At 65.2% G+C, this 15,284-nt stretch carries 7 protein-coding genes; 2 read left to right on the forward strand and 5 right to left on the reverse strand.

What is annotated here, in order from left to right:
- Window position 1: 1 nt before the first annotated feature.
- From treZ to IVB23_RS30265, 5 genes are read right to left on the reverse strand one after another with little or no spacing between them, the layout of a single operon-like run.
- Entirely contained in the window at window positions 2-1,750 is a 1,749-nt protein-coding gene (treZ, locus tag IVB23_RS30245; protein ID WP_197968906.1) for a malto-oligosyltrehalose trehalohydrolase, read from the reverse strand.
- Complete coding sequence (gene glgX, locus IVB23_RS30250) at window positions 1,747-3,825, reverse strand: glycogen debranching protein GlgX (RefSeq protein WP_247801038.1); 2,079 nt, start codon at window positions 3,823-3,825, stop codon at window positions 1,747-1,749. The genes treZ and glgX overlap by 4 nt, the downstream gene beginning before the upstream one ends.
- 3 nt (window positions 3,826-3,828) lie before the next feature.
- On the reverse strand, window positions 3,829-5,967 hold the full coding sequence (gene glgB / locus IVB23_RS30255; RefSeq protein WP_061877075.1) for a 1,4-alpha-glucan branching protein GlgB: 2,139 nt from the start codon (window positions 5,965-5,967) through the stop codon (window positions 3,829-3,831).
- The gene (treS, locus tag IVB23_RS30260; protein ID WP_247801039.1) at window positions 5,960-9,253 is read right to left on the reverse strand and encodes a maltose alpha-D-glucosyltransferase; all 3,294 of its coding nucleotides are present in this window, start codon (window positions 9,251-9,253) and stop codon (window positions 5,960-5,962) included. The genes glgB and treS overlap by 8 nt, the downstream gene beginning before the upstream one ends.
- 11 nt (window positions 9,254-9,264) lie before the next feature.
- Window positions 9,265-11,211 carry a maltotransferase domain-containing protein gene (locus IVB23_RS30265; RefSeq protein ID WP_247801040.1) on the reverse strand — a complete coding sequence of 649 codons (1,947 nt, stop codon included), beginning with the start codon at window positions 11,209-11,211 and terminating at the stop codon, window positions 9,265-9,267.
- Window positions 11,212-11,415: 204 nt separating this feature from the next.
- Here IVB23_RS30265 and malQ point away from each other — a divergent pair, with 204 nt between their 5' ends.
- Window positions 11,416-13,377: a 4-alpha-glucanotransferase gene (malQ, locus tag IVB23_RS30270; RefSeq protein ID WP_247801041.1), complete on the forward strand. Its 1,962-nt coding sequence runs from the start codon at window positions 11,416-11,418 to the stop codon at window positions 13,375-13,377.
- 31 nt (window positions 13,378-13,408) lie between these two features.
- On the forward strand, window positions 13,409-15,208 hold the full coding sequence (locus IVB23_RS30275) for a glycoside hydrolase family 15 protein (RefSeq protein ID WP_247801042.1): 1,800 nt from the start codon (window positions 13,409-13,411) through the stop codon (window positions 15,206-15,208).
- Window positions 15,209-15,284: the final 76 nt, after the last annotated feature.

Genomic DNA, 15,284 nt, shown 5'->3' on the forward strand with positions numbered 1-15,284 from the left:
CTCAACCTCCGAGACGCCAGACCACCGACCAGGGCGGGAGCCGCTCGCTGGCGCCGCCCCAGATCGGCGTGCCCGCGCTGAGGATTGAGGTGATCTCGCAATCCGACAGATTGGCGACGAGGCGCAACGTCGTGCCGTCGCCCATGCGCCAATGTGCGGTGACGAGGCCGTTGTCGGCCGCCTCGGCGTCGCCGAAGCTTGCGCCCTTGAGCCGGGGCACGATCTCCTTGCGACGCAGCGCGAGCAGGTCTTTCACCAGCGCGAGCCGCGCGTCCTGTTGCGGCGTGCGGCGGGTCCAGTCGAGCACGGCGGATTGCAGGGTTGCCGGATCGAGCGGGTCGGGCACTTCGTCGCCGTATTTCTCGTAAGCCCAGGCATATTCCTGCTTGCGACCCTTGCGCACGGCCTCGGCGAGTCCGCCGTGGAAATCGCAGAAGAACGGGAAGGGGACTGTCGAGCCCCATTCCTCACCCTGAAACAGCATCGGCACCATCGGCGCGAGCAGGGTCACCGCGAGGGCGGCCTCGATCTGCTTTGGCGATGCCAGGCTTTCCAGCCGCTCGCCCAGCGGGCGGTTGCCGATCTGGTCGTGGTTCTGCAGGAAATTGACGAAGGCCGCCGGCGGCAGCTGGCCGCTCGGCTCGCCGCGCGGCTTCTTGCCCCAGAATTCCGAGATCTCGCCCTGATAGACGAAGCCCGAGGCGAGCGCGCGGGCGAGGTCCATGCGCGGCGTCTGGTAGTCGGCGTAGTAACCGGCGAGCTCGCCGGTCAGCATCACATGCCAGACGTGATGATAGTCGTCGTTCCACTGGCCGCGATACTTGCCGTTCGGCGGGTCCTGCGCGGCGTCGAGCAGGCTGGCGCGATTGTCGCCGTTCTCCAGTACGAGATGGATGTGGCGTCCCGTGGCCTTGGCGAGCTCGCCGGCGGCGACGCTGAGGTCTTGCAGCATGGACTGCTCGCCCGGGACAGCCATGATGTGGTTGGCGGCATCCAGCCTGAGGCCGTCGAAGCGGTAGTCGCCGAGCCAGGACAGCGCGTTCTCGACGGCGAAGGCTCGCGCCTGTGGCACGCGATAATCGATCGCGCTGCCCCACGGCGTGTGCGCGTCGGTGAAGAAGGTCGGTGCGTAGCGGCCGAGGTAGTTTCCTTCCGGGCCGAAATGATTGTAGACCACGTCGAGAAACACCATCAGCCCGCGCAGATGCGCCTCGTCGATCAGCGTCTTCAGGTCTTCGGGCCGGCCATAGGCGCTGTCGGGCGCATACCACAGCACGCCGTCATAGCCCCAGCCGCGGCGGCCCGCGAAATCGGCCAGCGGCATCAATTCGAGCGTGGTGATGCCGGTCGCCGCGAGATGATCGAGCTTGTCGATCATGGCGCGGTAGGTGCCTTCCTGTGTGAAGGTGCCGACATGAGTCTCGATCAGCACCGTCTCTTCCCAGGGACGGCCGCGCCATTCGCGCGCGCGCCATACGAAGGCGTCGTGATCGATCACCTCGCTCGGGCCGAACACGTCCTCGGGCTGGAAGGCCGAAGCCGGATCAGGCACGTCGATCTCGTCGTCGATCCTGAACTTGTAGGGACTGCCGGCCGAGAGGCCGGCAATCTCGGCGACGTACCAGCCATCCTGCCGGCGCTGCATCGCGTGCCCGCGGTCGAGCAGGAGGTCGACGCGGCGCGCGGCGGGTGCCCATAGGCGGAATGACACGCCGTCCTTCGTCGGCCTCGCCCCGAAGGACGGCCTCATGGCGCCCCCGCGAAGGCGAGCACGGAACGCGGCGGCGCCTTGCTGTCGCTCCCGGGCAGGAAGTCGATCGTATTCAGCTTGGCATCGGTCGTGTTCAGGAGCTGCTGCCAGCTCTTGTATTCGGTCATCTTGGGCAATTTGAATGCGATCTCTTCGGGAGCGGCGTTCAGTACGATAAAGATCGCGGCCCCGCCCGGTTCCATCGGGCCCATCACATAGGAGAGAAACCGCCCATCCGGGAATGTCCAGTCGCTCTCCGTCATCTCGTCGCCGGCGGGCGTCAGCCACAATGCGCCGTAGGAGACGCCGTCCTTGGGACGGCCGTCGAGCCAGCGATGGCTGCGCAGTTGCGAGAAACGGCGGCGGATGTCGGCGAGCTGGGCGACGAAGTCGATCATGTCGTCGCCGTCCTTGCCGAGGTTGTCCCAGCCGACCCAGCCGACCTCGTTGTCCTGGCAATAGGCGTTGTTGTTGCCGGACTGCGAGTTGCCGACCTCGTCGCCGGCGAGGATCAGCGGAACGCCTTGCGCCAGCATCAGGCAGGCCAGCACGTTCTTGCGCAGCTGCCGGCGCAGGCTGATGATATCAGGATCGTCGGTCGGCCCCTCGACGCCGCAATTGTTGCTGTGATTGTCGTTGGAGCCGTCGCGATTGTCCTCGCCGTTGGCCTCGTTGTGCTTCTCGTTGTAGCTGAAGAGGTCGGCGAGCGTGAAGCCGTCGTGGACGGTGATGTGGTTGATGCTGGCGCGCGGTCGCCGTCCGTCGTGATTGAACAGGTCGGACGACGCGGTCATGCGGCTGGAAATGTCGCCGATCAGGCTGCCTTCGCCGCTCCAGTAGCGGCGCATGGCGCTGCGATAGCGGTCGTTCCATTCCGACCATTGCGAGGGGAAGGCGCCGACCTGGTAGCCGCCGAGGCCGAGGTCCCATGGCTCGGCGACGAGCTTGACGGTCGCCAGCACCGGGTCCTGCCGGACCGCGGTCAGGAACGAGCTGCCGCGATCGAAGCCGTTCGGCCCGCGTGCCAGCGTGGTGGCGAGGTCGAAGCGGAAGCCGTCGACGTGGCAGACCTCGACCCAGTAGCGCAAGGAATCCATCACCATCTGCAGCACGCGCGGATGGGTGAGGTTCACCGACGAGCCGCAGCCGGTGAAGTCGTCGTAATAGCGCGGGTTCTCGCGGTTCAGCCAGTAGTAGGAAGCGTTGTCGATGCCGCGATAGCACAGCGTCGGGCCGAGATGGTTGCCCTCGGCGGTGTGATTGTAGACGACGTCGAGCATCACCTCGATGCCGGCATCGTGCAGCCGCGCCACCGTGGTGCGGAAGGAATCCAGTGCATTGTCCTGGGCGTAGCGCGGCTCGGGCGCGAAGAAGGACAGCGTATTGTAGCCCCAGTAGTTGGCGAGCTTTTTCTCCACGAGGATGCGGTCGTCGACGAAGCTGTGGATCGGCAGCAGCTCGACCGTGGTGACGCCGAGCCTCTTCAGGTGCTCGATCATCGCCGGCGAGGACAGGCCGCCATAGGTGCCGCGCAGATTCGGCGGCACGTCGTCGCGCTTCTGCGTCAGGCCCTTGACGTGGGCCTCGTAGATGATGGTGTCCTCCCAGGGGATGTTGGGGCGGATCTCGCGGCGGCCCCAGTTGAAGGTCTCGTCGACCACGACGGCCTTCGGCATGCCCCGCGCATTGTCGCGCCGGTCGAAGGACAGGTCCTCGCGCGGGCTCCCGGTGCGGTAGGCAAAATGCGCATCGCTCCAGACCAGCCGTCCGGCAAGCCGCTTGGCATAGGGGTCGAGCACCAGCTTGTTGGCGTTGAAGCGGTGACCGTGCTCGGGCTCGTACGGGCCGTGCACGCGGTAGCCGTAGAGCTGGCCGGGGGAGACGTCGTTGAGATAACCGTGCCAGACATCCTCGGTCTTCTCTGGCAATTCGACGCGCTCGAGCTCGCGGCGGCCTTGTGCGTCGAACAGGCAGAGCTCGACCTTCTGCGCGTTGGCGGAGAACAGCGCGAAATTGGTGCCGCGTCCGTCCCAGCTTGCGCCGAGGCGTGCGGGCGATCCAGCAGTCAGGCGCATCAGTCAGCTTTCCGGAACGAGGAAGATCGCAGCGAGCGGCGGAATGGTGAGGCGGAGCTCGCCGTCCTCGGCATGAACTTCGCCGATATTCCCGACATTGCTGCCGCCATAATGGGCGGAATCCGAGTTGAGCACTTCCTTCCACTTGCCGCCAAGGGGCACGGGAACGCGATAGTTCTGGTAGACGTTCGGCGAGAAGTTGACGATCACCAGGCACCGCGCGTGCTCGTCGAATCCCTTGCGCAGCCACGCGAACACGTTGCGGTTGGCGTCATCGGTGACCAGCCATTCGAAGCCGGCCTGGTCGCAATCCATCTGGTGGAGCGCCGGCACCGCGCGATAGAGCCGGTTGAGGTCGCGGATCAGCGCCTGGACGCCGGAATGGTATTTGTATTCGAGCAGGTGCCAGTCGAGCGACTGGTCGTGATTCCATTCGCGGCTCTGGGCGATCTCGGCACCCATGAACAGCAGCTTCTTGCCGGGATGGCCGAACATGAAGCTGTAATAGGCGCGCAAATTGGCGAAGCGCTGCCACTCGTCGCCGGGCATGCGGCCGAGGATGGAGCGCTTGCCGTGCACGACCTCGTCATGCGACAGCGGCAGGATGAAGTTTTCGGAGAAGGCATAGTGCAGGCCGAACAGGATCTCGCCGTGATGGTGCTTGCGGTAGATCGGATCCTTGCTGATGTAGCTCAGCGTGTCGTGCATCCACCCCATGTTCCACTTGTAGCCGAAGCCAAGCCCGCCGAATTCGACCGGGCGCGAGACCTGCGGCCAGGCGGTGGACTCCTCGGCGGCCGTGGTCGCCTGCGGGAAGCGGGCGAACACTTCCGTGTTGAAGCGGCGCAGGAAGTCGATCGCCTCGATGTTCTCGCGGCCGCCATACTGGTTCGGAATCCACGCGCCGGGCGGGCGGCTGTAGTCGAGATAGAGCATGGACGCGACCGCATCGACGCGCAGGCCGTCGATCGCATAGCGCTCCAGCCAGAACAGCGCATTCGACACCAGGAAGTTCGTCACTTCGGTGCGGCCGTAATTGTAGATCAGCGTGCCCCAGTCGAGGTGGCGCCCCTGCAGCGGATTGGCGTGCTCGTAGAGCGAGGTGCCGTCGAAATGGCCGAGCCCGTGTGGATCATCGGGGAAATGACCGGGCACCCAGTCGAGCAGCACGCCGATGCCTTCGCGGTGGCAGGCATCGACCAGTGTCGCAAACTCGTCGGGTGTGCCAAAGCGGCTGGTCGGCGCATAGAGTCCGGTCGGCTGGTAGCCCCACGATCCGTCGAAGGGATGCTCGCTCACGGGAAGGAATTCGAGATGGGTGAAGCCCATGTCGCGGGCGTAGGCCGGCAGTTGCTCGGCCAGCTCGCGATAGGTCAGCCATTCATTGTCGTTCTTGCGCCGCCACGAGCCGAGATGGACCTCGTAGATCGACATCGGCGCCGACAGCGAATTGATGCCGTCGGGCGCCGGCCGCGGCCGCGGCAGGTGCGCTTCGTCGAACACGATGGACGCCGTCTTCGGCCGCACCTCGCTCGCGAATGCCAGCGGATCGGATTTCAGCGGAATCAGATGACCATGCGGGCCGATGATCTCGAACTTGTAGTGATCGCCGGTCTTCGCATGCGGGATGAACAGCTCCCAATAGCCGCTGCCGCGCACCCGCATCGGATGGCGCCGACCGTCCCAGAAGTTGAAGTCGCCGACCACGGACACGCGGCGCGCATTCGGCGCCAGCACCACGAAGCCGATGCCGTCGACGCCATCGAGCTGCATCGGGTGCGCGCCGAGCTTGTCGTAGAGGCGCTGATGGGTGCCTTCGCCGAGCAGGTAGAGATCAAAATCGGTCAGGATCGGCGGAAAACGGTAGGCGTCCTCGAACTCGACGACGTCGTTGCCGAACTTTGCGCGGAGCTGGTAGTGCTTCGAGCCATTGGGCAGGGCGCCGATGAACAGGCCAGAATCGTGGACGCGGTCGAGCGGGGCGACCTCGCCATGTTCGCCGACCGCTTCGACGTTGACGGCCTCGGGTAGAAACGCGCGCACCACGCTTCGACCACCCTCGGGATGCAGTCCGAGATAGTGGAAGGGATCGGAATGGCGGCCCTCGATGATCGCATAGGCCTCGGCAGGCAGTTTAGGCATGGGCTTCGCTCTCGGCACTGGACAGAATGCGAAGCAGTCCGGTCAGCGGCGCATGCAGCCCCTCAGGCCGGTGGGACAGCTCGTACTCTACTTCGTTGAATGCGTGATCAAGCAGGAAGAACCTCAACAGGCCGTCCGCGGCTTGCCGATCTTCCGGCCATACCCGCCGATCGGTCATGGTTTCGTGGTAGGCCGACAAGAAGGTTGCGGTCGCGCGCTCGCGCCATTCGTCGAGCGCCACCGTGAGCCGGCCCTGCTCGTCGGAAGCGCCCTTGAGCGCGCGATTGAGAGCCGTGTCAATCGATACGTCAATCGAGTGGATCAGGCCCGCGACGTCGCGCGCCGCCGGCGCCTTGCGCCGCTTGTCGGCCAGCGGCACACGCGGATCGCCGTCGAAGTCGATGATGAAGATATCGTCCTTCACGATCAGAGTTTGCCCCAGGCGGAAGTCGCCATGATGACGGATGTTCAACCCGCCGATCCCGGAAGGCAATAGCGCATTCAGTTGGTCGGACAGGCTCGCACGGGCCTCCGCGAGCTGATCGATCAGCGGGCGGTCCGCCTCCCGCAGTCCGTCGCGGCTCTCGGCGAGCCGGTCCAGAACCCGTTCGGCGCGTGCTTTGAGGTCGGATACCAAGCACCTGATGTATGCGGAGCCGATCGGCTCCGGAGCGAGATCGTCCGGCTTTGCTGCGGCGAGAGCGACATGCAGCTCGCCGAGCCGGCGGCCGATCTGCGCGACGAAGTGCAGGTAAGGCGCCTGCCCCTGGGTCTCGCGGAGCTTCTCGCCCGCCGGCAACACACGCTGCTCGTCGATATAGCGATCGAGATAGCCCGTGGTCACGGTCCAGCCGTCGCCCTGGTTCTCGACATAGGCGTGCAGCACGCCGAGCGCGCTACGCCGGTCACCCTCGACCAACTCGACGCTGCCGAGCAGCGCCGGCGTATTGGCGAAGCGCGCGACCTCCGTGAGATAGTGGCCGATCTCGATCTCGGGGCTGATGCCGCTTTCGAGCTGGCGATAGATCTTGGCGACGTACTGATTGTCGACCAGCGCGGTGCTGTTCGACTGCTCGATCGCGCGGATGCGTTCGGGCTCCTTGATGGTGTAGTCGGCGAAACGGCTGGTGGGCTTGAACTCCAGCCGCAGATTGTTCTCTTCGACCACCAGGTGCTGCGACAGATTGCGCAGGAACAGGCCGATGAAGATCTGGTCGGTCGCGACGTCGAGCAGCGTGCCCTCGCGTGCGCCCTGGCGCACGGCAGCGAGGGCCCTGGGGTTGAACCGCTCGCGGTCGAAGCGCACCCATTCGATCTGCAGCGGCAGCACGTAGCGCGCGGCTGCGTCCCCTTGCCTGGTCTCGAAGAACGCGATCCAGGGCCTGTTGTCGCCGATGTCGCAGAACGGCACCGCCGAGGTCAGCGCGGTCCTGATCTGCTTGGGATTGTGCTCGGGATACCACCGCGTCCGTGACAGGAAGCCCGGCAACACGTCGCGCTCGAATATGCCGCGCTCGCGAGCGAGAGAGACCCAGTTCGAATTCACCGGCACGACCAGCGTTTCGAACTCCGGCACCGCGCGCGGCGTCACCGGCTCGGACTTGTCGCGTTCCAGCAGCTGGAACCAGTAGAAGCCGTAGGGCCCGAGCGTGATCATGTAGGGCAGCTCGCCGATCGCGGGAAAGCGGGTGCGGCCGAGCATCTCCTGCGGGATGCGGTCCTTCCACGGTGACAGGTCGAGCTCGGTCGCCTGCGCGGCGCGCGAGAGATTGGCGACGCAGAGGATCACCTCGTCGCGGTATTGCCGGACATAGGCGAGCACGGCGCGGTTGGCCGGGCGGATGAAGGTCATGCTGCCGCGGCCGAAGGCGAGCGTCGACTTGCGCACCGAGATCAGCCGTTTGGTGGCGCTGAGCAGCGAGGACAGGCTGCGCGACTGCGCCTCCACGTTCACGGATTCATAGCCGTAGACGGGATCCATGATCAGCGGCGCGTAGAGGCGGGCCGGGTCGCAGCGCGAGAAGCCGCCGTTGCGGTCCGGGCTCCACTGCATCGGCGTGCGCACGCCGTTGCGGTCGCCGAGATAGATGTTGTCGCCCATCCCGATCTCGTCGCCGTAATAGATGATCGGCGTGCCCGGGAACGACAGCAGCAGCGAGTTCATCAGTTCGATCTTGCGGCGGTCGTTGTCCATCAGCGGCGCAAGGCGCCGGCGGATGCCGACATTGATGCGCGCGCGGGGATCGTTGGCGTAGGTGGTCCAGAGATAGTCGCGCTCGACGTCGGTGACCATCTCCAGCGTCAGCTCGTCATGGTTGCGCAGAAACAGCGCCCATTGGCAGGTCGCGGGAATATCCGGCGTCTGGCGCAGGATGTCGGTGATCGGGAAGCGGTCCTCCTGCGCGATCGCCATGTAGATGCGCGGCATCAGCGGGAAATGGTAGGCCATGTGGCATTCGTCGCCGCGGCCGAAATATTCCTGCACGTCCTCCGGCCATTGATTGGCCTCGGCGAGCAGCAGCTTGCCCTTGGCGTAGGCGTCGAGCTCCTGGCGCAGCCGCTTGATGATGGTGTGCGTCTCGGGCAGGTTCTCGTTCGAGGTGCCCTCGCGCTCGCAGAGATAGGGAATGGCATCTAACCGGAAGCCGTCGACACCGGCGTCCAGCCAGCGCTTCATGACCTGGATGATGGCGCTGACCACGCGCGGATTGTCGAAATTGAGGTCCGGCTGGTGCGAGAAGAAGCGGTGCCAGTAAAACGCGCCGGCCTCGGGATCCCAGGTCCAGTTCGATTTCTCCGTGTCGGTGAAGATGATGCGCGTGCCCTGGTATTTCTGGTCGGTGTCGCTCCAGACATACCAGTTGCGGGCGCTGGAGCCGGGATGGCTGCGCCGCGCGCGCTTGAACCATTTGTGCTGGTCCGAGGTGTGGTTGACGACGAGCTCGGTGATGACGCGCAGGCCGCGCTTCTGCGCCTCCTGGATGAAGCGCTTGAAATCCTTCATCGTCCCGAAATCGGGATTGACCGAGCCGTAATCGGCGATGTCGTAGCCGTCGTCGCGGCCGGGCGAGGGATAGAACGGCAGCAGCCACAGCGCGGTGACGCCGAGCTCCTGCAGATAGGGGAGCTTCTCGGTCAGTCCGGCGAAGTCGCCGATGCCGTCATTGTTGCTGTCGGCGAAGGCCTTGACGTGGAGCTGGTAGATGATGGCGTCCTTGTACCACAGCTCATCCACGATCTCCGCAGCCTCAGCCTTCTTGGTGTCGACGGAAGACAGAACATTCATGGCGTGAACCCTTACGCCAGGCAGCGGAACAGGAGCGCCGGGTCGCGGTCGGGATCGATACGCAACCTGATCCCGCCCCATTCGATGCGGGACCGTTCGCCGGTGAGAAGGTCTTCGAGTTCCGTCACATGGTGGCGCCGTCCACCGGCGTCAATGGTGACGTCGCCGAGCGGCAGCCAGAACTCGCGCACCCGGCGTGACAGCGCGATCACGATGACGACGGTGTTGGCCGGATCAGCCGCCTCCTTCGCGAAGGCGATCGTCTCGCCATCCTCGATGCCGAGGAAGCGCAGATTGGCCGTCTGCTGCAGCGCCGCGTTCTCGTTGCGGACGCGATTGAGCCCGGCAATGTAGGATTTGATGTTGCCGGGCTTGTCCCAGTCGCGCTGCCTGATCTGGTACTTCTCGGAATCGAGATATTCCTCGCGGCCGGGGACCGCTTCATGCTCCAGCAGCTCCAAGCCGCTGTAGATGCCGTAATTGCCCGAGAGCGTCGCCGCCAGTGCGACGCGCGACTTGAATGCCCAGGCCTCTTCGCTCTGGAGGTGGTAGGGCAATAGGTCAGGCGTGTTGACGAACATGTGCGGACGATAAAAATCGCGTTCGGGATGGCGCGTCAGCTCGCCGAGATATTGCTCCAGCTCCCACTTTTCCGTGCGCCAGGGGAAATAGGTGAACGACTGCGCAAAGCCGAGCTTGGCGAGGCCCCTCATCAGCTTTGGCCGTGCATAGGTCTTGGAGAACAGGATCACCTCGGGGTGACGGTGGCGGATGTCGCGGATCAGCCACTCCCAGAATGCAAGCGGCGCGGTGTCGTGATTGTCGATGGCGAAGATGGTGACGCCATGGTCGATCCAGAACAGCATGGCATCGCGAAACGCGTTCCACAGGCCGGCCCGATCCACCGAGCCGAAATCGGGGATGACGATGTCGGAATAGGGGCCGTCCGCCGTCCGGACCGAGCGGTCCGGCCGCCATTTGAACCATTCCGGATGCTGCGTCAGCCAGGGATGGTCCGGCGAGCACTGCACGGCGAAGTCGAGCGCCAGCTCGAGGCGGTATTCGAGGCAGGTCGCAACCAGTGCGCGGAAATCCTCGATCGTGCCGAGCTCGGGATGCAGGGCATCGTGGCCGCCCTCGGCCGAGCCGATCGCATAGGGCGAGCCGGGATCGCCGTCACGCGCCACCGGCGCGTTGTTGCGGCCCTTGCGGCTTGTGTGGCCGATGGGATGGATCGGCGTGAAGTAGAGCACGTCAAAGCCCATGGCGGCGATATCAGGCACGCGCGCGATGCAGTCGCGCAGCGTGCCATGCCGGCCCGGCAATGCGCTCTGGCTACGCGGCATCATCTGATACCAGGCGCCAAAGCGCGCCTTGTCGCGGTCTATGGTCAGCGGGAAGAGCTGCGAGCGCGTCAGGTCGGGCCGGGACTGGCTTTCGGCCATGGCTTCTCCGAGCTCGGTTGCGAGCAGCGAAGCGACGTCACCGTTCCTGAGATAGTCCTCGCACTGCCTGATGATGATCGCCGCTGCGTCCTGTCGCGCGCCATGCGCCTTGGTCAGGAGTCCGGCGCCCTCGATCGCATCGAGGCTGACATCGGCTCCTGTGCGCCGCTTGCGCGCGACCGCGTGAGACCAGGTGGCGAACTCATCGGTCCAGGCTTCGATCGCGTAGACATATTGGCCGGGCTCAACGGGCGTGAACGCACCGGACCAGCGGTCATTGCCGTGATGGGTCATCGGTTCGCTCCGCCATTCGCGCTCCTGCTCGCGGCGCCAGATCAGGGCGGCGGCGATCACGGCGTCGCCGCCACGATAGATGTCGGCCCAGACCTGGATCGGCTCGCCCGCGATCCGCTTCACCGCGAAGCGGCCGCCGTCGATCGAGGGATAGACGTCCTCGACCAGGAAAGCGCTGCCGGCTGCGGCACTTTCGACAGTTTGAATTGTCTTGTTCACGGTGATGCCATTGACAAGAAAGCAGGAGCCCGTTTCCCTTGCCGGGAACCGACGCTTGGTACCATTATAGAAAGCCGCTTGTGTGTCATTGGTTCCTTGGGGAACGGCAAGCGCAGTTTGCGAGTTACCCCTGACTAACCTCTTCCGCGACCTCGTTAAAATCGATGCCCTTGGCCAAACAATGGCCTGCAAGCTGCGTGCCGAATGGATCTTTTAGCTCAAGCCCGGATCAAGGGCGTTCAGTCCGAATTCGTTGACGCCCTCGGCAAGCTGCGGGTCACCGCGCCGGAGGCGCTCAAATCCATCCTCGACGCCCTGCCGGAGAGGCGGGTCTACCGCTTCGTCAGCGGTCCGGTCGTGGTCCGCGCATTGGGGCATCCGCGCACGGAATTGGCGGCCATCGGTGCGCCGCCGCTGCAATGGAAAATCCACGGCAACGGCAATGTGATCGCCCAGGGCGAGACACGCGAGCCCGTCATCGCCTGGCCTGCCGGCCTGCCGCTCGGATATCACAGATTGACACTGACCGATGCCGAAGGGGTGACGGAAGAGGTGCCGATGATCGTGGCGCCCGAGCGCGCCTTCGGCGGCGATTTCGACCGCGGCTGGCTGCTCGCCGTCCAGCTCTACAGCGTCCGTTCGGACCGCAACTGGGGCATCGGTGACTTCACCGACCTCGCAGGCCTGGTCCGGCTTGCCAAGCAGCTCGGGGCCGACGGCGTCGGGCTCAATCCGCTGCATGTCCTGTTCGACGACCACCCGGCCGATTGCAGCCCCTATTCGCCGAACAGCCGGCTTTTTCTCAATCCGCTCTATATCGACGTCGAGGCGATTCCCGAATTCTCGGCCGACCTCGTGCCCGACGCGGCCGCAACGGCCGCCCGCCTGCGCGAAGGTGATCGCGTTCCTTATGCCGACATGGCGGCGTTGAAATGGCTGGGTCTTCGCGCCGCCTTTGACAGCTTCGTGACAAGCGCGAGCGAGGCGCGCCGCAAGGCGTTTGACGCCTTCCGCGCCGCCCGCGCGCCGCTGCTGTCCCGCTTTGCCTGCTTCGAGGTGCTGCGCCATCGCTTCAACGCCCCCTGGTGGGAATGGCCGTCGGAATGGCAGCAGCCGGATCAGGCGAAATGCGCCGAGCTGCGCAATGGCCCGGCCAAGCGCGAGGTCGAGTTCGTCGAATTCGTGCAATGGACCGCCGATAGCCAGCTGCATGCCGCCAAGGAGCTCGCCAGCCGGCTCGGCATGCGGGTCGGGCTCTATCTCGACGTCGCCGTCGGCGTGCAGTCCAACGGCTTCGATGCCTGGAACGAGCAGACGGCGATTTCCCGCCATCTCGCCGTCGGCGCGCCGCCCGACGTGCTCAACACCATCGGACAGGACTGGGGTCTCGCCGGCTTCAACGCCGGGGGGCTCGAGGCGCAGTCGTTCGTGCCGTTCGCGGACATGCTCGCGGCGTCGATGCGCCATGCCGGCGCCATCAGGCTCGATCACGTGCTCGGCCTGAAACGGCTTTATCTGGTGCCGCGCGGCTTCAAGCCCGACAACGGCGCCTATGTGCAGATGCCGTTCGAGGCGCTGCTGGCGGCCGTGGCGCGCGAGAGCGCGGCCCATAAATGCATCGTGATCGGCGAGGACCTCGGCACCGTGCCTGAAGGTTTTCGCGAGATGATGCAGGATTTCGGCATCTGGTCCTATCTCGTCATGATGTTCGAGCGCGACGATGCGGGCCATTTCCGCAATGCCGACCACTACAGGCCCAATGCGCTGGTCACGCTGAACACGCATGACCTGTCGACCTATGCCGGCTGGCGCTCCTTCAGCGACCTCAGGATGAAGCGCTCGCTCGGGCTCGATCCCGGCGAGAACGACCAGGCGCGCTGGGATGCGCTCGGCAGGCTCGACGAGATCCTGCGCCAGAACGGGATTCGAGCGAACGACCTCTATTCGGTGCTCGCCTTCCTGTCGCGCACGCCGTCCCGGCTGCTCGCGGTGTCAATGGAAGACCTGCTGGGCGTGATCGACCAGCCCAACATTCCCGGCACGATCGACGAGCACCCGAACTGGCGCCAGCGCCTTCCTGTTGCGCTCGACAAGATCGCGTCCAGGATCGATCTCGCGGCCTTGAAGGCCGCGACGCGGGAACGTTCATTGCCCGGCGGGAGTTGACCGGTCGGGGATTTGCAGGGTTTGCACGACATTGTCTCAGAGGATCGAGGACTATGCGCTGATCGGCGATTGCGAGACCGCGGCGCTGGTCGGGCGCAACGGCTCGATCGACTGGCTGTGCTGGCCTGCCTTCGATTCCGACGCCTGCTTTGCCGCCATCCTCGGCACGCCCAAGAACGGGCGCTGGCTGATCGCGCCGAGCGAGACCGCGACCCGCATCTCGCGGCGCTATCTCGGCAATACCCTCATTCTCGAAACGCGTTTTGAGACGAAGAGCGGCACCGTCGCGCTGATCGACTTCATGCCGCCGCGCGGCAAGGCGTCGGACATCGTGCGGCTGGTCCGCGGCATCCGTGGCACCGTGAAGATGCGGATGGAGCTCGTCATCCGCTTCGGCTTCGGCGTGGACATTCCCTGGGTGCGACGGATCGACCATTCCTTGATGGCCATCGCCGGCCAGGACATGACGGTGTTGCGCACGCCGATCGAGACCCGCGGCGAGGACCTGACCACCGTCTCCGACTTCGAGGTGAAGGAAGGCGAGACCGTGCCTTTCGTGCTGACCTACGGCCCCTCGCATCTCGAGCCGCCTGCGCCGATCGATCCGGAACTGGCGCTTCAGGAGACCGAGAAGTTCTGGCAGGACTGGTGCAGCCATTGCACCCGCGACGGCGAATACCAGGATCTCGTCCTGCGCTCGCTGATCACGCTGAAGGCGCTGACCTTCGCGCCGACCGGCGGCATCGTCGCGGCGCCCACCACCTCACTGCCGGAAAAGCTCGGAGGCAGCAGGAACTGGGACTACCGTTTCTGCTGGCTGCGCGATGCGACCTTCACGCTGCTGGCGCTGATGAACTCGGGCTACACCGAGGAAGCCTTGGCCTGGCACAACTGGCTGCTGCGCGCAGCCGCCGGTTCGCCGGCGAACATGCAGATCATGTACGGCATCTGGGGACAGCGGCGGCTCTTGGAATGGGAGGCGGGCTGGCTCGGCGGCTACGAGGGTGCCCAGCCGGTGCGGGTCGGCAACGCCGCGCATGCGCAGCTCCAGCTCGACGTCTATGGCGAGTTGATCGATGCCTTTCACCAGTCGCGCATGGCCAAGCTCCAGCTCGACGACGAGACCTGGGCGCTGGAATGCGCTGTACTCAATCATCTGGCCGAGGTCTGGGACCGGCCCGATCACGGCATCTGGGAGCGGCGCGGACAGCCCAAGCACTACGTCTTCTCCAAGGTGATGACCTGGGTCGCATTCGATCGCGGCATCAAGAGCGCCGAGACCTTCGGCTTCAAGGCGCCGCTCCTGCACTGGCGCACCTTGCGCGATGCGATTCATCGCGACGTCTGCAACCGGGGCTTCGATGCGGAGGAGAACGCCTTCGTCGAATCCTACGGCTCGAAGCTGCTCGATGCCAGCGTGCTGCTGCTGCCCGCCGTCGGCTTCCTGCCGCCCTCCGATCCGCGCATCCGCGGCACCATCGCTTCCGTCGAGAAATGCCTGATGCGCGACGGTTTCGTGCTGCGGCACGATCCGCGCGAGCTGCCGGCGGACCAGCCGCCGCTCGAAGGCGCGTTCCTGGCCTGCAGCCTGTGGCTGGCCGACGCCTATGTGCTGTCAGGCGATCTCGACAAGGCGCAAGCCTTGCTCGATCGCGTGGCCGGGATTGCCAACGACGTCGGCCTGCTGGCCGAGGAATATGATTCAGTCGCACGGCGCCAGACCGGCAATTTCCCGCAGGCGCTGACCCACATCGCGCTGATCAACACGGCGCAAAATCTGTCGGCGGCAAGGCAGGAGAGCGAGAAGGCGGCGGTGCAGCGATCGAAGTAAGCTGGGCGCTCCGAGGGAGGTGCGCTCCCTCTCCCGCCTGCGGCAGAGGGTTGGGGTGAGGGCTCTCTCCGCTGGC

The sequence above is a fragment of the Bradyrhizobium sp. 191 genome, from assembly GCF_023100985.1.
Taxonomy (GTDB): domain Bacteria; phylum Pseudomonadota; class Alphaproteobacteria; order Rhizobiales; family Xanthobacteraceae; genus Bradyrhizobium; species Bradyrhizobium diversitatis.